Origin of the sequence: Kaistella soli (assembly GCF_019038595.1) — a bacterium.
Lineage (GTDB): Bacteria > Bacteroidota > Bacteroidia > Flavobacteriales > Weeksellaceae > Kaistella > Kaistella soli.
In genome coordinates this window covers 39,359-56,236 of sequence record NZ_JAHOPF010000004.1, presented here as the reverse complement: position 1 = coordinate 56,236, position 16,878 = coordinate 39,359, and the positions used below count along the sequence as shown (strand labels likewise).

General features: G+C 42.5%; 14 protein-coding genes. All 14 read left to right on the top strand.

The window, feature by feature from the left end; translation table 11 throughout:
• Positions 1-128 precede the first annotated feature (128 nt).
• A complete protein-coding gene (locus KSK37_RS08365; RefSeq protein ID WP_246566370.1) occupies positions 129-1,592 on the top strand; it encodes an MATE family efflux transporter in 1,464 nt (487 codons plus the stop codon).
• A gap of 114 nt (positions 1,593-1,706) precedes the next feature.
• Entirely contained in the window at positions 1,707-2,795 is a 1,089-nt protein-coding gene (locus KSK37_RS08360) for a glycosyltransferase WbsX family protein (RefSeq protein WP_217200815.1), read from the top strand.
• A gap of 14 nt (positions 2,796-2,809) precedes the next feature.
• Complete coding sequence (locus KSK37_RS08355; protein WP_217200813.1) at positions 2,810-3,958, top strand: glycosyltransferase family 4 protein; 1,149 nt, start codon at positions 2,810-2,812, stop codon at positions 3,956-3,958.
• On the top strand, positions 3,958-5,271 hold the full coding sequence (locus KSK37_RS08350) for an O-antigen polymerase (RefSeq protein WP_217200811.1): 1,314 nt from the start codon (positions 3,958-3,960) through the stop codon (positions 5,269-5,271). The genes KSK37_RS08355 and KSK37_RS08350 overlap by 1 nt, the downstream gene beginning before the upstream one ends.
• 3 nt (positions 5,272-5,274) lie before the next feature.
• Positions 5,275-6,222: a GNAT family N-acetyltransferase gene (locus tag KSK37_RS08345; RefSeq protein ID WP_217200809.1), complete on the top strand. Its 948-nt coding sequence runs from the start codon at positions 5,275-5,277 to the stop codon at positions 6,220-6,222.
• Between the two features lie 78 nt (positions 6,223-6,300).
• Positions 6,301-6,999 (top strand): polysaccharide deacetylase family protein, encoded by a 699-nt coding sequence (locus KSK37_RS08340; protein WP_217200807.1) that lies wholly within the window; start codon positions 6,301-6,303, stop codon positions 6,997-6,999.
• Positions 6,999-8,024, top strand: a complete 1,026-nt coding sequence (locus tag KSK37_RS08335; RefSeq protein ID WP_217200805.1) for a glycosyltransferase — start codon at positions 6,999-7,001, stop codon at positions 8,022-8,024. Before KSK37_RS08340 ends, KSK37_RS08335 begins: the two co-directional genes overlap by 1 nt.
• Positions 8,011-9,045 carry a polysaccharide biosynthesis protein gene (locus tag KSK37_RS08330; RefSeq protein ID WP_217200803.1) on the top strand — a complete coding sequence of 345 codons (1,035 nt, stop codon included), beginning with the start codon at positions 8,011-8,013 and terminating at the stop codon, positions 9,043-9,045. Before KSK37_RS08335 ends, KSK37_RS08330 begins: the two co-directional genes overlap by 14 nt.
• Before the next feature lie 75 nt (positions 9,046-9,120).
• Positions 9,121-10,242 (top strand): polysaccharide biosynthesis C-terminal domain-containing protein, encoded by a 1,122-nt coding sequence (locus KSK37_RS08325; protein ID WP_217200801.1) that lies wholly within the window; start codon positions 9,121-9,123, stop codon positions 10,240-10,242.
• Between the two features lie 69 nt (positions 10,243-10,311).
• Positions 10,312-11,451, top strand: coding sequence for a non-hydrolyzing UDP-N-acetylglucosamine 2-epimerase (gene wecB / locus KSK37_RS08320; RefSeq protein ID WP_217200799.1), 1,140 nt, complete (start codon positions 10,312-10,314; stop codon positions 11,449-11,451).
• A 5-nt stretch (positions 11,452-11,456) separates the two neighbouring features.
• Positions 11,457-12,752 (top strand): glycosyltransferase family 4 protein, encoded by a 1,296-nt coding sequence (locus tag KSK37_RS08315; RefSeq protein ID WP_217200797.1) that lies wholly within the window; start codon positions 11,457-11,459, stop codon positions 12,750-12,752.
• A 218-nt stretch (positions 12,753-12,970) separates the two neighbouring features.
• Positions 12,971-13,612 (top strand): outer membrane beta-barrel protein, encoded by a 642-nt coding sequence (locus KSK37_RS08310; protein ID WP_217200796.1) that lies wholly within the window; start codon positions 12,971-12,973, stop codon positions 13,610-13,612.
• A gap of 67 nt (positions 13,613-13,679) precedes the next feature.
• Positions 13,680-14,477 (top strand): polysaccharide biosynthesis/export family protein, encoded by a 798-nt coding sequence (locus tag KSK37_RS08305; protein ID WP_217200794.1) that lies wholly within the window; start codon positions 13,680-13,682, stop codon positions 14,475-14,477.
• A 6-nt stretch (positions 14,478-14,483) separates the two neighbouring features.
• The gene (locus tag KSK37_RS08300) at positions 14,484-16,802 is read left to right on the top strand and encodes a GumC family protein (RefSeq protein WP_217200792.1); all 2,319 of its coding nucleotides are present in this window, start codon (positions 14,484-14,486) and stop codon (positions 16,800-16,802) included.
• The last annotated feature ends 76 nt before the right edge of the window (positions 16,803-16,878 follow it).

Sequence of the window (16,878 nt, the reverse complement as noted above, 5' to 3'; positions counted from 1 at the left end):
CAAGTTCTTTAAACATATCAATATAATTATCACTTCATTTTAAAGTATAACAGTTTTTGGATAATTCAGGTAATAATAAACGTATTGCAAAAAATACACTCCTGCTATATGTAAGAATGATACTTACTATGGCAGTATCGCTGTACACTTCCAGGGTATTGCTTAATACTTTGGGTATTCAGGATTTTGGAATTTTCAGTGTAGTAGGCAGCATTGTTATACTTTTTGAATTTATCAACGGATCAATGACTGCATCTACTCAAAGGTTTTTATCCTTCGAGATTGGAAAAGGAAACAGTATTGGATTAGACAAAATATTCAGCATGAGTATTAATATTCATGTTTTAATTGCTGCAATCACCTTATTACTTGCCGAAACTATAGGATTATGGTTTGTGAAAACCCATCTTACTATCCCAAACGGCAGGCTTGACGCCGCATTATGGATTTACCATTTTTCGGTGCTGTCTTTCATTCTCACCATATTGCGCGTGCCCTATAATGCGATGATTATAGCAAGTGAGAAAATGCAGGCTTTTGCGATCATTAGCGTGATTGATGTCGTTATGAAGCTTTTAATAGTTTTCATATTGCTTGTCATCGATTTTGATAAATTAAAACTATATGGTCTGCTGGTATTTGGTGCGACACTAATCATTAGTTTTCTATACAAAGCATATTGTAAATATAGATTTAGGGCGCTCAGCTATCGCTGGAAATGGGATAAAAATCTATTCAAAACATTGTTAAGTTTCGCTGGGTGGAATTTGTGGAGCAACATCGCTTATATTGCCTTTACCACAGGGATCAATGTATTACTGAATATTTTTTTCGGGCCCACAGTGAATGCTGCACGAGGCATTGCATATCAGGTTAATGGCGCGCTGGGAGGATTTGTTGCAAATCTTAGAGTTGCAATGAATCCGCAGATTATAAAATCTTATGCAACTGGTGATACATTGTATATGACTAAGCTGGCTTTTACGGGCTCTAAATTCTCTTTTTTTTTACTGTTAGTGCTTTCTTTACCACTGTTAATAGATATTGATGTTGTTTTGAAACTGTGGTTGAATATCGTACCGGAGTATACCGCATTATTTTGCAGACTTGTCATTATAAACACAATGGTTGACTGTATATCAGCACCACTATCCACTATTGCACAAGCAACCGGCAAGATTAAGGTTTATCAAATAACTACAGGATTACTTTTTTTTTCAATATTACCTATTTCCTATTTGTTTCTTCAGTTTCATTTTCCCCCCGAAACACCCCACTATATTAATATTTTTATTTCGGTTGTAGCAACGATTACGCAGATTATCATGATTAGTAGGTTAGTGACCTTTTCCCGAATAGATTTTTTAAAAGAGGTTGTAATTCCAATACTGTTTGTTAGCCTATTGGCATGTGTCCTTCCACTATTTATTTACTTCACTATGGATGCCGGATTCAGCAGATTTCTCTGTATAACTTTTGCAGCAATATTTTCTTCACTTTCCTCAATTTATCTGGTGGGTATGCGACAGGAAGAAAGACAATTCGTAAAAGCAAAGATGTCTCTAATTATCAGTAGGACAAATATGAAATAACTGTGGAAATACTCTAACATTAATATAGACTGATGAGATATAATTATAGAATAGTATTAAGTACCACCCTTGTGGAATTTACGCAAAGGTGATTAAAATTATAAAGTAAAGATTATGGGAAATAAGCGCGCAAGAGTTATAGCATTTTATCTGCCACAATTTCACACCATTCCTGAAAATGATGAATGGTGGGGCAAAGGTTTTACAGAGTGGACAAGTGTGGCTAAAGCTAAACCCCTATTTGCTGGTCATCACCAGCCTAATATACCTGGCGAATTAGGTTTTTATGATCTTAGAGTTCCTGAGGTTAGGGAAGCGCAGGCAAAATTGGCAAAGGATGCCGGTGTAGAGGGATTCTGTTACTGGCACTATTGGTTTGGTGGAAACAGAAGGCTATTGGAACGTCCCTTTAACGAAGTAGTAGATTCTGGTACTCCAGACTTCCCTTTCTGCTTAGGATGGGCAAATCATTCCTGGTACCAAAAATTATGGGACCCCAGCGGTAAGGGAGACAAACTTCTCATTGAACAGCAGTATTTGGGTGTTGAGGACTATACTAATCATTTTAACGAGGTTTTACTCCCAGCTTTTAAAGATAAAAGGTATATAACAATTGATAATAAACCATTTTTTGTTATTTATTCGCTTAAAAACAAGGAGGAAATTCAACTTATTATCAAGACATGGCGGAGATTGGCAATTGAAAACGGGTTGGCCGGAATTCACTTTGTAGCAGTTCAAAGAGGTGAAACAAAGAAAGAAATTCATGATTTAGGGTTTGACGGAATGTACAGGTTAAACAGTTATCTTAATGTACACATTAAACAAGGTTTTCTGAAAAGGGCACTGCTCAAATTGCGGATTAAGTTTTTTAAGAACCCCAGAAGGTATGATTTTGATGAAATGACAAAGCATATGTATGACGAGCAAAGTTATGATGAAGACACCATTCCATTAATTGTTCCGCGATGGGATCATTCGCCCCGTTCCGGAAATTTGGGTATTGTAATGACTGGTTCCACTCCCAAGCGATTCGCTAAGCAAGTACGTAAAGCCTGCGAAGTAATCAGTTCGAAAAAAGAAGAGCATAAACTTCTTTTATTATTGTCCTGGAATGAATGGGGAGAAGGAAATTATATTGAACCTGATTTAAAACATGGTGATGCCTATTTGCAAGCGCTACAATCAGAGATCATCTATTAATTTTTTCCACACCTATGAAAAAACTGCTGTACATAACGAATATACCTGCCCCTTATCGTCAAAAGCGTTACAATAGTATGGCGAAAATATTCCCCAAATATGGAATAGAGTTCGAGGTACTTTACATGGCTAAGTCAGAACCTGACCGTCAATGGGTGATACCAAACGATTCCTATCAGTATCCCCATACGTTTTATAAAGGTATACATCCGGTGATCGGAAATTTCTTTGCACATTTTAATCCTGGGCTGTTATTTCGCCTTTTAAAGAATGATTACGATATCGCGGTTGTTGCAGGCATGTCAAGTCCCACCCATTGGCTCGCTCCTTTTTTTATCCGCGGCGACAAAAAACAGATCATGTCAGTGGAATCAAATCTTTATTCTACCGAGAGAACTACGGGGTTGGGAGCCAAAATAAAGAGAATTTTACTGAGTAAAGCTTCAGCATATCAAACAACCGGTACGCCACAAATCGAGTATATAACGTTTTTTCAGCCGGCAGCTAAAATGAAGCCCTTTATTAAGATGCCAAATTTAATAGATGAGGAGGTATTTGTTCAACAAGTTAGAACATTAAGGAAAGATAAACATTCATTAAGGGAAAAGTTTGGCATGGATGACATGACACAAATGTGGGTTTTGCCCGCCCGGTTTGTAAAACTCAAAGGGATTATCCCGTTTATAAGCTTATTAGAGGGAGTGAAAAACATCAAACTGTTTTTGCTGGGAGACGGGGAATTATCGGGAGAGATTATGGATGTAATCGCTAAGAGACAGCTTCCTGTCGTAAAGGTGGGGTTTGTACAACAAGAATCTCTTATAGCGTATTATGCAGCAGCGGATTTATTCGTGTTTCCAAGTCTAAAAGATGCTTCACCCTTATCTCCAATTGAAGCTTGTGCCGCTGGATTGCCATTACTTGTGTCTTCCCGAATTGGCAATCTGGAAGATGTCGTTCAGTATGCAGCCAATGGGTGGTATTATGATCCTATTGATGAGAAAGAGAAAGGGAAAGAGCTAATAGAAATATTATCTACGATGCAGCGCAGCACACTCAGCGAATATGGCGACCGATCTTATACGCGATATGAAAAAAAATTCAATACCGATAGATGTATACATGAATATGCAAAACAACTCAGTGATTTCATAGGAAACTGATGGATAGATTAATAAAAATATCAATATTAATTTTGTTAACATTAATTACTTTAATGTTTTATGATTTTTATATGTTGGGTACTTTTTACTTTTATGTATTGGGTATTTTTCTGTTATATGATATCGCAAGAAATAAAAAGATTAAACTCATACATGTTTGGTGTTTCGCATTTGTATTTATTATTCTTTCGGAAGTTTTTTTAACCATTGGAGAGACACTTGATGCAAATTTATTAGCGGCTCTTAAATTTTTGATTATTGCCAACAATGTAATTTTGATGGGATACTTCTCTAACGAAAGTATTACATCGGAAGACACAAATAACCATTACACATACACTCCTAGAAAAGTGGGCGGTATTTTTTTAATCATCCTGGTCCTCATTTATTTCCTTTTTAATTTGCCTTCTGCCCTTATTGCTTTTTCGTCAGGCCGCCAAGCCGGATCCGAAGGACAGGATTACGTTTTATCTTCTATCATCTCTTCGGCGGGTTTTGTATTACCCTCTGTAATCTTGTTCTATTTCCATTACCTGAAAAAAACACCACTTCTTGTACCCTTGCTGTTTTCTTTACCCATATTTGCTATTCTTTTTATGGGAGGAACGCGATTCCCCTTATTATTTTCGTTTCTGGGTTTTTTCATAACATACCAAAATTTGAATGAAGGAAAAATTTCAGTTAAAAAACTTGCATTGATGGTATCAGCGGGAATTATTCTTGTAAGTGCATCTTTTGCCATGAAAGAGTTCAGATCGAATTCTGGTCAAGATGCTGTTTATGCTGAAGAAAAAGCAGCTTATAAAGATATACCTACTTATACTTCTCAATACTTCAGTAATGAAGGGGTTATTGATATGACAGGTTTAATGATGCAACATTTCACCTTTAACAACCATCTATATGGCACGTCATCAAGTTTTGTCGCGTATTTTTGGGTTCCCCGTTTTTTATGGGAAGATAAACCTACGATGTTGGGACATTGGTTTATAAGGTTATACCGAGGAGGGTTCAGTGATGGCCACAGTGCGTCATTTGGATTTACAGGAGATCTTTTTGCTGATTTCGGATATGGCTCACTTTTTTTTATATTTTTTTTAGGGCGGCTAATTAGAAGAGGGGAAATCTTCCAAGCTAAAGCATTAGCTTCCAAAAACTATAAGGTCATTCTCGGAGCTATGCTTTATCCGTATGTGTTTTTCTTTGTACGTTCACCCATTACGGCCACAATAACTTTTTTAGGGATACTGTTCTTTTTTTACATTTTTAAGCGAATTATTTTTGCTGAGCAACTCGAAATAAAATCAATTTAAATTATGGAGTCCTTTATATTTGATTTTAAACAAGATATTTCTTTCACTGAGAGCTTCCTTGCAACCGCCGCAACTGCCCATGGAGAACAGATGCGTACAAAAGACTGGTTTTTGTGGAAATTTCGTGATAATCCATTTGGAGAATCTATTTTAGCCTGTGCTAAAGAAAATGACCAAATCATTGGCTGTGTAGCTTTCGGAATGCAGGATTTTGTTTATGAGGGAAAAGTAATTAAAGCTGCTTTATCTTTTGAAACATTCGTACATCCGGACCATCAAGGTAATGGAATCTTTAAAAGACTTATTGATGTGGCGGAAACCGAAGCAAGACGCAGAAAAATCGTATTTCTTCTCAATTTTCCAAATTTCCAAAGTTTGCCTGGGTTTATAAAAAGTGGATGGTCAAATATTAACTGTGCTGAATACTGGATAAGACCTAATTCCCTGCTGAAATTAATACTAAGGATCAGAGAATTAAAAACAAGTTTCTCACCAACTCTCAGTGGCTATGTTCGTAAAGATATTGAAATTGAAGAACTTTCAAGACCTGATTCTTCATTTAAATCAGTTATTAACCGCGAATATATACTCTGGAGATTTTTTAAATATCCCGTTGCAGAATATGCAGTAATCCAGCAAGACAGTTTTCTCACCCTTGGCAGAGTGGGAAAAAGAGGTACGTTGAAGGAGGTGCAGGTACTTTTCGCTGAAGACAGTGCAGGCAGGCATTTTTCGGTGTCAGAATTATTTAATTTATATAAAAAAGAATCAGGATTTGACCTGTTAAGTTTTCCAATTTCAAGAAAAAATAAAATTAGAAATAAACTGATGTTGAATTTTTTTATTAAAGTTCCCAGTCAGACCAATGTGACCTTTAAAATACTTGATGAAGACTATGATCTCGATTTTACGGGATTGGAACTTTCGGCAATAAATTATCATACTTACTAAACGGTGCGAAATAAAATAAGAAACATTTACCTCAATCTGGCTGGATTTTTCAAAGATCCAAAACCAGGCATTCATATCATGAATGCACATTATATTACGGCGGGTGTAATGAACAGTGCTGACGGCGTAATTTTCGAAAGGTTTTTAAAACATCTACAAAAAAAATCAAAACTCATTACCTTACAGGAAGCGACTGCTTTGGTTGTTTCTAAAAGTATTCCTTCTGATGAATCATTTGTTGCATTCACATTTGATGACGGGTTTGAAGAATGTTTTGAAGTTATCGCGCCTCTGTTGGAAAAATATCATTGCAATGCTGGATTTTTTATTAACGCTAATTATGTTGGGTCCACCGAATCATACCAGAAGCAATATCATGATAGATTGAAGACATTCAGCAAAAAGCCAATGATCTGGAAACAAATTGAAGATCTGCACAATCGAGGTCATGTCATTGGGTCGCACACACTTGATCATTTCGACCTGTCAGATTTAAACGATGAGGAAATATTTTTTCAGTTAAATCAAAATAAAACTGTTTTGGAGCAGAATTTAAATTTTAAGTGCGATTATTTTGCATGGCCATACGGTCAGTTTAAAAATTTTCCGTCTCATGCATTGTCTATTGCTAAAGGCCTTCACCCCTATATATTTAGCGGCACCAATTATAAGCGGTATTTCTCGATGGATGGGGAGGTTATAAACAGAAGACATATTGAGCCTTTCTGGTCTGAAAGACATATCGATTTTTTTTTATCAGTTAATAAAAAATTATAATGATCCTACTCGATAGTCTTTACATCAACAACAGCGGCGGCAAAGTACTTCTTGACTATTTGGTTCAGGAGGTAGAAAAGGCAGGGCTGGAAGTTTTCTATTTATTTGATGAGCGTTGCAAAAAAGACTTTGGGGATATACCGTCGTCCAGAAAAATTTATTTAAAGGCTTCACTGCTGAAAAGACATCAGTTTTACAAAGCCCATCAGACCCGTTTTTCCACAGTGCTCTGTTTCGGAAATCTGGCGCCTTCACTGAAACTGAAGGTACCGGTGTACACTTATTTTCATCAGCGCCTGTTTATCGAGCAATCCACTAACCTTTCCCCAAAAGAGAAAGTTATTTTTAGAATAAAATCATTGATATTTAAATGGCTCGCGGGAAATACAGATAAGATGGTGGTTCAGACGGAAAGCGTTAAAAGGAGTTTACATCGGGCATTACCCCTCTTAGATCAGCAGAATATTATTGTGGTACCTTTTTACCGGAGTTTGAGTTATCCGGAGGTGGAGAAAGACCCCAAGTCATTCATTTATGTCAGCGGAGGTTCTATATACAAAAATCACGATCTTTTGCTGGAGGCGTTCACGAAATTTTACGATGACTGTCAGACCGGAAAACTTGTGCTTACTATTTCTAAAGATTCACCAATTCTCGCCGAAAAAATCATGAAGTTTCAGAATATGGGATATCCTATCGTTAATCTGGGATTCATCAACCATAGTGAACTTGGATTACATTATGCAAAAGCTGAATTTTCGGTATACCCGTCAAAATCAGAAAGCTTTGGTCTTGGAATTCTGGAAGCCATTGAAGCGGACTGTAAAATCATCGGTTCGGATATGGATTATCTTCATGCAGTCTGCAAACCCTCTCTAACCTTCGATCCGGATGAGATCAGTTCAATACAGCAGGGTTTTAAACAGGCCGTAACAGAGAATATTAAAGAAACAGAACAGATTGTTTACAATCAAATAGAGTATTTAATACAAATTTTAAAACAATCAAATAATGAAAATCAATAACAAAACCCTCCTCATCACCGGCGGTACCGGTTCATTCGGAACGGCAGTGCTGAACCGTTTTCTGCATACCGATCACTTTAAGGAAATCCGTATATTTTCACGCGATGAGAAAAAGCAGGATGATATGCGCACGCTGTATAAAAGCTCTAAAATAAAATATTATATTGGCGATGTCCGCGATTACAGCAGTGTGGAGGTGGCCACCCGTGGGGTTGATTATATCTTTCATGCGGCGGCCCTCAAGCAGGTACCCTCCTGCGAATTCTTTCCGATGCAGGCCGTCAAGACGAATGTTGAGGGAACCCATAACGTCATCCGTGCGGCAGCTTATAATAAAGTAAAGAAGGTGATCTGTCTGAGTACGGACAAAGCGGCTTACCCGATCAACGCGATGGGAATCTCCAAAGCGATGATGGAAAAAGTAGCGGTGGCGGAATCCCGGAACCTTACAGATACCGTCGTGTGTCTTACCCGGTACGGAAACGTCATGGCCTCCAGGGGCTCTGTCATCCCTCTGTTTTTAAACCAGATACAGAGAGGGGAGGAAATCACGGTGACCGACCCGAATATGTCCAGATTTTTTATGTCTCTCGATGATGCCGTCGATCTGGTACTCTTCGCTTTTGAAAATGCCAACCAGGGTGATTTATTTGTGAACAAGGCGCCGGCAGGTTCTATCGGGGATCTTGCGAAGGCGCTTATTGAACTTACCGGCAAAGAAGTTCCGGTAAAGGTCATTGGAACCCGTCACGGGGAAAAGCTGTACGAAACCCTGTGTACCCGGGAAGAAATGCTGCATGCAGAGGATATGGGTGATTTTTACAGAATCCCTGCGGACAACCGGGACCTGAATTATGCCAAATATTTTTCCGAAGGAGAAAGTGATATTTCTGCGATTGAAGACTACCATTCCCATAATGCAGAGCAGCAGGGTGTAGAAGGACTGAAAAGATTAATTTCAGGCCTTCCGCTGATCCGCAAAGAGATTTTTGGAGAAGAGGTGAAACACTATTCCTATTAGATCGGGACGGCCGGACCGGCAGGAGATCAAATGAGGGCTGAACAGGCCTGATTATTTTAATTAAACATAAAACAGATGACCAGAAAAATAGGAATTACGGGGCAGCAGGGATTTGTGGGTTCCCACTTATACAATACTTTAGGGTTAAGTCCCGAAGAATTCGAAAGAGTGGATTTCCATAAAGATTATTTTGAAAATCCGGCAATGATGGACGCTTTTGTCGGACAGTGCGACGTCATCGTGCATCTCGCCGCCATGAACCGCCATCCGGATCCGGAAGTAATTTACCGCCAGAATACAGGGTTGGTGAAGCAGCTCGTTGACTCCCTGGAAAGAACCGGTTCCAGGGCGCACGTTGTATTTTCCTCTTCCTCCCAGGAAGAAAGAGACAATCTTTACGGAAAATCCAAGAAAGAGGGACGGCAGCTACTGGCGAAGTGGGCGGAAAACAGTGGGGGTAGGTTTTCAGGATTAATTATTCCGAATGTTTTCGGGCCTTTCGGTCAACCGAATTACAATTCTTTTATTGCCACCTTCTGCCACAAACTTACCCATAACGAAACTCCTGTCATTGATATGGACGGCGAAGTAAAGTTAATTTATGTTGGCGAACTGGTACAGGAAATGCTGTATCAGATAAAATCCGGCGAAACCAAAGCGGAGTATACCGTTCCTTTTACGGCCTCGGTTAAAGTTTCGGAGGTTCTGGAAAAACTTCAGTCCTTCAAGGAACTCTATTTCTATGGTGGTGAAATTCCTGAATTGAAAACACCGTTCGATTATCAGCTCTTCAATACCTTCAGGTCCTATATTGATGCCTCTGCCCATTTTCCGGTAAAACTTACGCGCCATTCTGATCCGCGGGGCGTGTTTGTAGAAATCATCCGGCTTGGGATCGGAGGACAATGTTCATTCTCAACAACGGTGGCCGGAATTACCAGAGGAAATCATTTTCATACCAGAAAAATAGAACGGTTTGCCGTGATCAAAGGAAAAGCTTTAATTCAGTTGAGGAAAATTGATTCGGAGGAAGTTCTTGATTTTTATCTTGATGGAGCTGAACCCGCTTATGTGGACATGCCGGTGTGGTATACCCACAACATCAAAAATATAGGTGAAGAGGAACTCTACACTCTTTTCTGGATCAATGAACCCTATGACCCGGAAGACGCAGATACCTATTTTCTGGAGGTTTAAGGGATGCCGTAAAAAGGAAAACCGTAAAATATATTCCCCAAATAGCTTATTTTTGTAAATATTTCCAATATGAAGAAACTGAAAGTGATGACGGTGGTAGGAACCCGCCCCGAAATTATCCGATTGTCCAGGGTGCTCGCAGCACTGGACCGATCGGAAGCTGTGGAACATGTCATTGTTCATACCGGCCAGAACTACGATTATGAACTTAACCAGATTTTTTTTGAAGATCTCGGGCTCCGAAAGCCCGACCATTTCCTTGAAGCTGCCGGCAAGACCGCCACAGAAACCATTGGAAATATCCTGATCAAAATTGATCCCCTTCTGGAAGACCTGCGGCCCAATGCCTTTCTGGTGCTTGGGGATACCAATTCCTGCCTGTGCGCCATTCCTGCAAAAAAAAGGCATATTCCCATCTTTCATATGGAAGCCGGAAACCGCTGCTTTGATCAGCGGGTACCGGAGGAAACCAACCGCAAGATCGTGGACCACACCGCAGACATTAACCTTACCTACTCCGATATTGCAAGGGAATATCTTTTGCGCGAAGGCCTCCCGGCCGACAGGATCATCAAAACCGGTTCGCCGATGTATGAAGTGTTGACCCACTATCTGCCGGATATCAGAAAATCGGATATCCTCACCAGGCTGAATCTGGAAAAAGGAAAGTTTTTTGTCGTCTCCGCACACCGGGAGGAAAACATCAGCTCGGAGAAGAATTTCGATGCCCTCATGGATTCCCTGAATGCCATTGCCGAACAGTATCAGTATCCTGTGATTGTCTCTACCCACCCGCGGACCCAGAACATGATCGACAGAAAAAAGAAAGTGATGCACGGGAAGGTACAGCTGCTCAAACCGCTGGGGTTTCATGACTATAATGCCCTGCAGATGCATTCTTATGCGGTACTTTCCGACAGCGGCACCATCTCTGAAGAATCCTCCATCCTGAATTTCAGGGCCCTGAATATCCGCCAGGCCCATGAAAGACCCGAAGCCATGGAAGAGGCGAGCGTCATGATGACCGGGCTTTCCGCGGAACGGATTTTGCAGGGGCTGGGACAGGTCATGGAGCAACAGGTAGGCGAAGAAAGAAACTTCCGCCGGGTGTCGGATTATTCGATGCCGAATGTTTCCGAAAAAATGGTGCGCATTATTATTTCATATACTGATTACGTTAGAAGAACGGTGTGGTCTGAGGAAAATTAAATCCCATGAATATTATATTTCTGACCTTAGTAGAGATCGAGAGCGTGGAGCAGAGAGGGATCTATCAGGATCTGCTCCGCAAATTCCGCGATGAAGGCCATGAAGTCACCATCGTTACCCCTGTACAGCGGAGACGCGAAATAGATACGAATCTTTGTGTCAGGGACGGGGTTTCCATCCTTCAGGTCAAAACACTGAATATTCAGAAAACCAATATCATTGAAAAGGGAATCGGAACCATCGCCATTGAATACCAATACCTGTCGGCTATTAAAAATCATCTTCCCGATTTAACCTTTGACATCGTGCTGTATTCCACCCCGCCCATCACTTTGGTAAAGGTGGTAGAGTACATTAAAAAGCGCGACGGTGCCTATTCCTATCTGCTGCTTAAAGACATATTCCCCCAGAATGCCGTAGATATGGGAATGATCAGAAAGGACAGACTTATTCATACGCGCTTCCGCCTTAAGGAAAAAAAACTCTACGAAATCTCCGATGCCATCGGATGCATGTCGCCGGCCAATGTCAATTTTGTCCTGACTCACAATCCTGAACTTGAAGCCGCGAAAGTGGAAGTAAATCCCAATTCTGTAGAACCCGTATACCATATCCTCAGCAGCAGAGAGAAGACGCGCATAAGAAAGAAATACGGCCTGCCCCAGAACAGGAAAATCCTCGTATACGGCGGTAATCTGGGAATTCCCCAGGGGCTTGATTTTTTACTGGAAACCATCACCAGTGTCCAAAACCCCGAGGCCTTTTTTCTGATTGTGGGGGACGGAACGGAATACGAACGCATCGCCGGCTGGTTTGCCGATCACCTGCCGCCGAATGCCAAATTACTAGGTAAGCTGCCCAAAGCAGAATATGACGCTTTGCTCGCTTCATGCGATATCGGACTGATTTTTCTGGATAAGAATTTTCTGATTCCGAACTTTCCTTCCCGGCTGCTGTCTTATCTGGAGATGGGCAAGCCGGTGATTACAGCCACCGATCCCCATACGGATATTGGCGATATTGTGCAGCACTATGAATGCGGGTACAAAGTTCACGCAGGTGATCTCTCAGCAATGATGGTGGCATTAGATCAACTGATCAGTGAGGATCTTACCGTCTATCCTGCAAGATGCCGGGTACTTCTTGAAAAAGAATATCACGTTGATCATTCGTACGCTAAAATTATGGACAGGGTAAGAAATTTAAAAAACGGGTGGTTCAGCCGTTTTACCGATTTTACCGCCGTCTTCCTCGGCGCCTCCATCGTGAGGACCTACTGGTTCCTGCTCCCCGGGTATTGACCTGCCGCGGACTCCGTTTTGCGCAGCATTACTAAGACCCGGCATTCTGATCGTTTGCTGCAAAATCCTTAACGGGTATTGCTCGCTTCCCGACCCTTCTGATGCCATTTTGGCTGAAGGGTAAAAGTCCTTACCGATAAAAAATATTGCGTTTGTCATTATTTTAATTATTTTTGTCAAAACATTCTTGCCATATAACAGCCAAATTAACACAAAATATGAAGAATATCATAGCAATCATCAGCGTTTTCCTGCTGATCACGGTCAGCGGGCAGACTTTCAAATATGGAGTGACCGGGAACTTTCATAAGGGATCGATCGTAGGGGTACATGATGTGTCCAAAGGCAAATATGGCGGAGCGCTCGGGTTTTTCGGCCAGTGGTCCCTCGTAGAGAATGATGTTTTTGATTCAGCCTGGCTTTACATTACCCCCCAGATTGAATACAGCATGGGCGGCGAGCATGCCAAGGCGGATGAGGATCTGTATGGCATCCAGAAATACCATTATGATTATGTGGCCATGCAGGTGTATCTGAAATGGTTCTTTCATCAGGGAAATATGAAAAGGGATGTGTTTCTCTTTGCCGGTCCGCGGATTGAATATATGGTGAGGCAGGATAAAAAAGTAGATCCGGCGTATGATGCAGTCTATTACAAATATAATCTGGACGATGAGGTAAAGAAGTTCGGTTATGGGGTCTCCATGGGCGTAGGCCTCAAAGTTTCCCAGCACCTGGAAACTTTCCTCAGATTCGACCGGGGATTCAGTACGGTGTATCCGAAGAACAACCTCAATAATACGTATAACAGGACGCTTTCTTTGGGTCTTAATTATTATATCCAGGAAAACTGGTGGTAAACCCGTCCGTCAATAAACAGCAGCTCCCCTTGATTTTTTTTTTACCTTTGAGCTTTAACCAGCGGCAATGAAAATACACAGCTCAATTCCGATTATCTTTACAGTAGTACTCTTCTTTTCCTGTACCCCCAAGAAGAATGTGGTGTACATGACCAACGACAATTTCGCTCAGGAGGTTTCTCAGGCCCGGTTTGTCGGTCTTCATATTCAGGAAGGGGACAAACTCAATATTCTGGTGTCCGCATTTGAAGAACTCGCGGTAAGGCCTTTCAACCGCAGCACGATGGCCGGGACGGGCAACTCCGGAGACGGGAATGCAGGTACGGGTGCTGCACAGGGAAGCGAATATGTGGTGAGGTCGGACGGGACGATTATTTTCCCGGTGCTGGGCGCCGTTTACTGCAAAGGCATGACCCAGCAGCAGCTGAAAGCAGATCTCGAAACCCGCCTTAAAAGGTATATTAGCGATCCCATGGTCACCATTACCCTTACTAATTTCAATATTTTCGTTTTAGGGGAAGTTCAGGGACCGGGGCTGAAGACCAGTCCAACGGAAAAACTCAATATTTTTCAGGCCATCGCCCTGGCGGGTGACCTTACTTATGATGCCAACAGAACCAATGTGAAACTCATCCGGACTTCGGAGACTACCGGCAAGGATGAGGTGATTCCCCTTGATCTATCCGAAGCTTCCATTGTGAATTCCCCTTATTATTTCCTGCAGCAGAACGACATCCTGTATGTAGAACCCGACCGCAATAAGCAGGTGTCGGTGAACAGTGATGCCGCAACGGACAAATGGATCAAATACGGAGGCGTGGCTTTAGGCCTGCTGACGCTGATCATTTCTTTAACCCGTAAATAATTGCTGATGGAACTTCTGGAAAATTCGGTACCGCTACAAAATACCAAACCCCTCAATATCAAGAAGGAAATCGGCAGATACCTCAGAAAATGGCCCTGGTTCCTGCTCAGCATGGCGGTCTTCTATACCGCCGCGAAGATTTATCTCCGCTATGCAGAACCCCAGTATTACACCAAAACTTCCCTGAAAATTCAGGAGTCCAAATCAAAAAGCTCAGCCCTTAGCGATCTGAAAAACCTAGGAATGGGGGTAAGCGGGGACAACGAGCTGCAGGGAGAAACTACCGTTATCGTTTCCAAACCCATCCTCGGGGCAGTCGTGCGGAACCTGAATCTGGACGTCAGTTTCTACAGCATAGGCGCCATCAAGGAAGTGGCACTTTACAGAGATGCTCCCTTTACCGGAAGCATCATCAGTATTGCTGATCCCGACCAGTTTTATGGCGCCACCTATGTGATTACTCCGAGGGGCAGCAATTCCTATACCTTTTCGGGTTCCCCCGCGGTGCACCGTTTCGGTGCACCGGTGAAGCTCTCCTTTGGAGTGGTACAGATCAATGTAAAGCCCGGTTTTAAGGCAGCAGCGCCGATAAAAGTGACTTTTCAGAACCCCGCCACGGTGGTGAGCAGGCTCGAAGGCAGCATTGGGGTCAGCCTTCCCGAAAACAAAGGGCTGCTGATGGAGCTCTCTCTCGTGGGACCTGTGCCCAAAAGATCCCAGGACATCCTGAATGAACTGACCAGACAGTACATCATCGACGGGATCAACGATAAAAACGAAGAAGCCAGGAGTACCCAGGATTTTATCAACGGAAGGCTCGACATCATCACCGGAGACCTTTCCGGTATTGAAGGGGAAAAGGAAAGATTCAAGCGGGCCAACCAGATTACCAATCTGGAGACTCAGGCAGGGCAGGCAGTACAGGAATCCAGTGAAAATACCAAGGTCATTGTCACCCAGTCCATGCAGCTTGAACTGCTGAATTCGGTGCTTGCTGCCAGTGCAGGGGATCAGCTCATGCCCTCAGGGATGGGGCTGTCTTCAGGTACCGAAGCCGGCATCTCAGAATACAATGAACTCCTCCTCACCCGGAACCGGGTGCTGAAACAGGCGACGGGAGAAAATCCTGCCGTTGTGGAGATGAACAAAAAACTGGCTGCCCTCAAGAATCTAATCCGCAAAAATTTATTGGAATCCCGGGAAACCCTTCAGCTGCAGCTCGCCCAGGCCAATGCTCAGCTCAATGTGGCAAAGAGCAATATCAGCAAATATCCCACCCAGGAAAAAATATTCAGAAGCATCGACCGGCAGCAGACTCTCAAAGAGCAGCTCTACCTTTACCTCCTGCAGAAGCGGGAAGAAAATGCCATTACCCTCGCGGTAACCGCACCGAAAGCTAAAATCGTCAACCCTGCCTTTACGACAGGAATTGTCGAACCCAAATACAGCCAGATCATCTACGGCTCCCTTGCCGCAGGCTTCCTGCTTCCGCTCCTTATGCTGATCGGCATCCAGCTGCTGGACACCAAAGTGCACTCCAAGGAGCATATCCTTTCCGCAGCAGGTGATATTTCCGTCATTGCGGAGGTGCCGGTGATCAGCGGGGAGAATCCCGTCGTACATCCCAATGATTTCTCAGTGTTCGCCGAATCCTTCAGGATTTTGGGTTCCAATCTTAAATTTCTTTTGAGAGCCAGAGAAGTATCACACGGCGGGGTGGTGCTCGTTACTTCTTCGGTGAAAGGGGAAGGAAAAACTACGGTATCAGTGAATCTTGGGCTCACGCTGGCCGGAAAAAGCAAAGTCATCATCGTGGGGGCCGACATCAGAAACCCCCAGCTGCACCGCTTTGTCAGCGGTAAAAATACAGGACTTACCGACTATCTGGTATCCTCAGACCGCTCCCCTGAATCCTATATCATCCGGTCGGGAATCAGCGAAAATATGGACGTGCTCTTCAGCGGACAGATTGCCCCCAACCCTAACGACCTTCTCGATATGGCGAAATTTGATGAAATGATGGAATGGCTGAAAAACCGGTATGAGTATATTATCATTGATTCTGCACCGGTGATGCTGGTGAGTGATACCCTCCATTTGGTGGAAAATGCCGATGTGGTGCTCTATGTCGTGAAATCCGACTTTACAGAAAAGGACATGATCGATTTTGCCGCGGGATTCCGCCGTGAAAACCAGATTAAAAACATGGCCTTTGTCCTGAACAGTGTGAAACCCGAAAATACCCGCTACGGCAAAAAATACGGCTATGGGTATTATTCCTATACGCATGATGATAAGCCGGTTTGGTGGAAGAGATGGGGGTAGGGAAGCGGGAAGGCTGGATGTTAGATGCTGGAAGATGGAAGATGGGATTGCATCATGGAGTGGTTGAGTATTTGAG

What these genes read in the sequence shown, in the direction of transcription:
- KSK37_RS08340 (WP_217200807.1), top strand. Translation starts at nt 6,301, where the DNA reads ATGAATGCACATTATATTACGGCGGGTGTAATGAACAGTGCTGACGGC.
- KSK37_RS08325 (WP_217200801.1), top strand. Translation starts at nt 9,121, where the DNA reads ATGACCAGAAAAATAGGAATTACGGGGCAGCAGGGATTTGTGGGTTCC.
- KSK37_RS08365 (WP_246566370.1), top strand. Translation starts at nt 129, where the DNA reads ATGGCAGTATCGCTGTACACTTCCAGGGTATTGCTTAATACTTTGGGT.
- KSK37_RS08310 (WP_217200796.1), top strand. Translation starts at nt 12,971, where the DNA reads ATGAAGAATATCATAGCAATCATCAGCGTTTTCCTGCTGATCACGGTC.
- KSK37_RS08345 (WP_217200809.1), top strand. Translation starts at nt 5,275, where the DNA reads ATGGAGTCCTTTATATTTGATTTTAAACAAGATATTTCTTTCACTGAG.
- KSK37_RS08305 (WP_217200794.1), top strand. Translation starts at nt 13,680, where the DNA reads ATGAAAATACACAGCTCAATTCCGATTATCTTTACAGTAGTACTCTTC.
- KSK37_RS08355 (WP_217200813.1), top strand. Translation starts at nt 2,810, where the DNA reads ATGAAAAAACTGCTGTACATAACGAATATACCTGCCCCTTATCGTCAA.
- KSK37_RS08360 (WP_217200815.1), top strand. Translation starts at nt 1,707, where the DNA reads ATGGGAAATAAGCGCGCAAGAGTTATAGCATTTTATCTGCCACAATTT.
- wecB (WP_217200799.1), top strand. Translation starts at nt 10,312, where the DNA reads ATGAAGAAACTGAAAGTGATGACGGTGGTAGGAACCCGCCCCGAAATT.
- KSK37_RS08300 (WP_217200792.1), top strand. Translation starts at nt 14,484, where the DNA reads ATGGAACTTCTGGAAAATTCGGTACCGCTACAAAATACCAAACCCCTC.
- KSK37_RS08315 (WP_217200797.1), top strand. Translation starts at nt 11,457, where the DNA reads ATGAATATTATATTTCTGACCTTAGTAGAGATCGAGAGCGTGGAGCAG.
- KSK37_RS08350 (WP_217200811.1), top strand. Translation starts at nt 3,958, where the DNA reads ATGGATAGATTAATAAAAATATCAATATTAATTTTGTTAACATTAATT.
- KSK37_RS08330 (WP_217200803.1), top strand. Translation starts at nt 8,011, where the DNA reads ATGAAAATCAATAACAAAACCCTCCTCATCACCGGCGGTACCGGTTCA.
- KSK37_RS08335 (WP_217200805.1), top strand. Translation starts at nt 6,999, where the DNA reads ATGATCCTACTCGATAGTCTTTACATCAACAACAGCGGCGGCAAAGTA.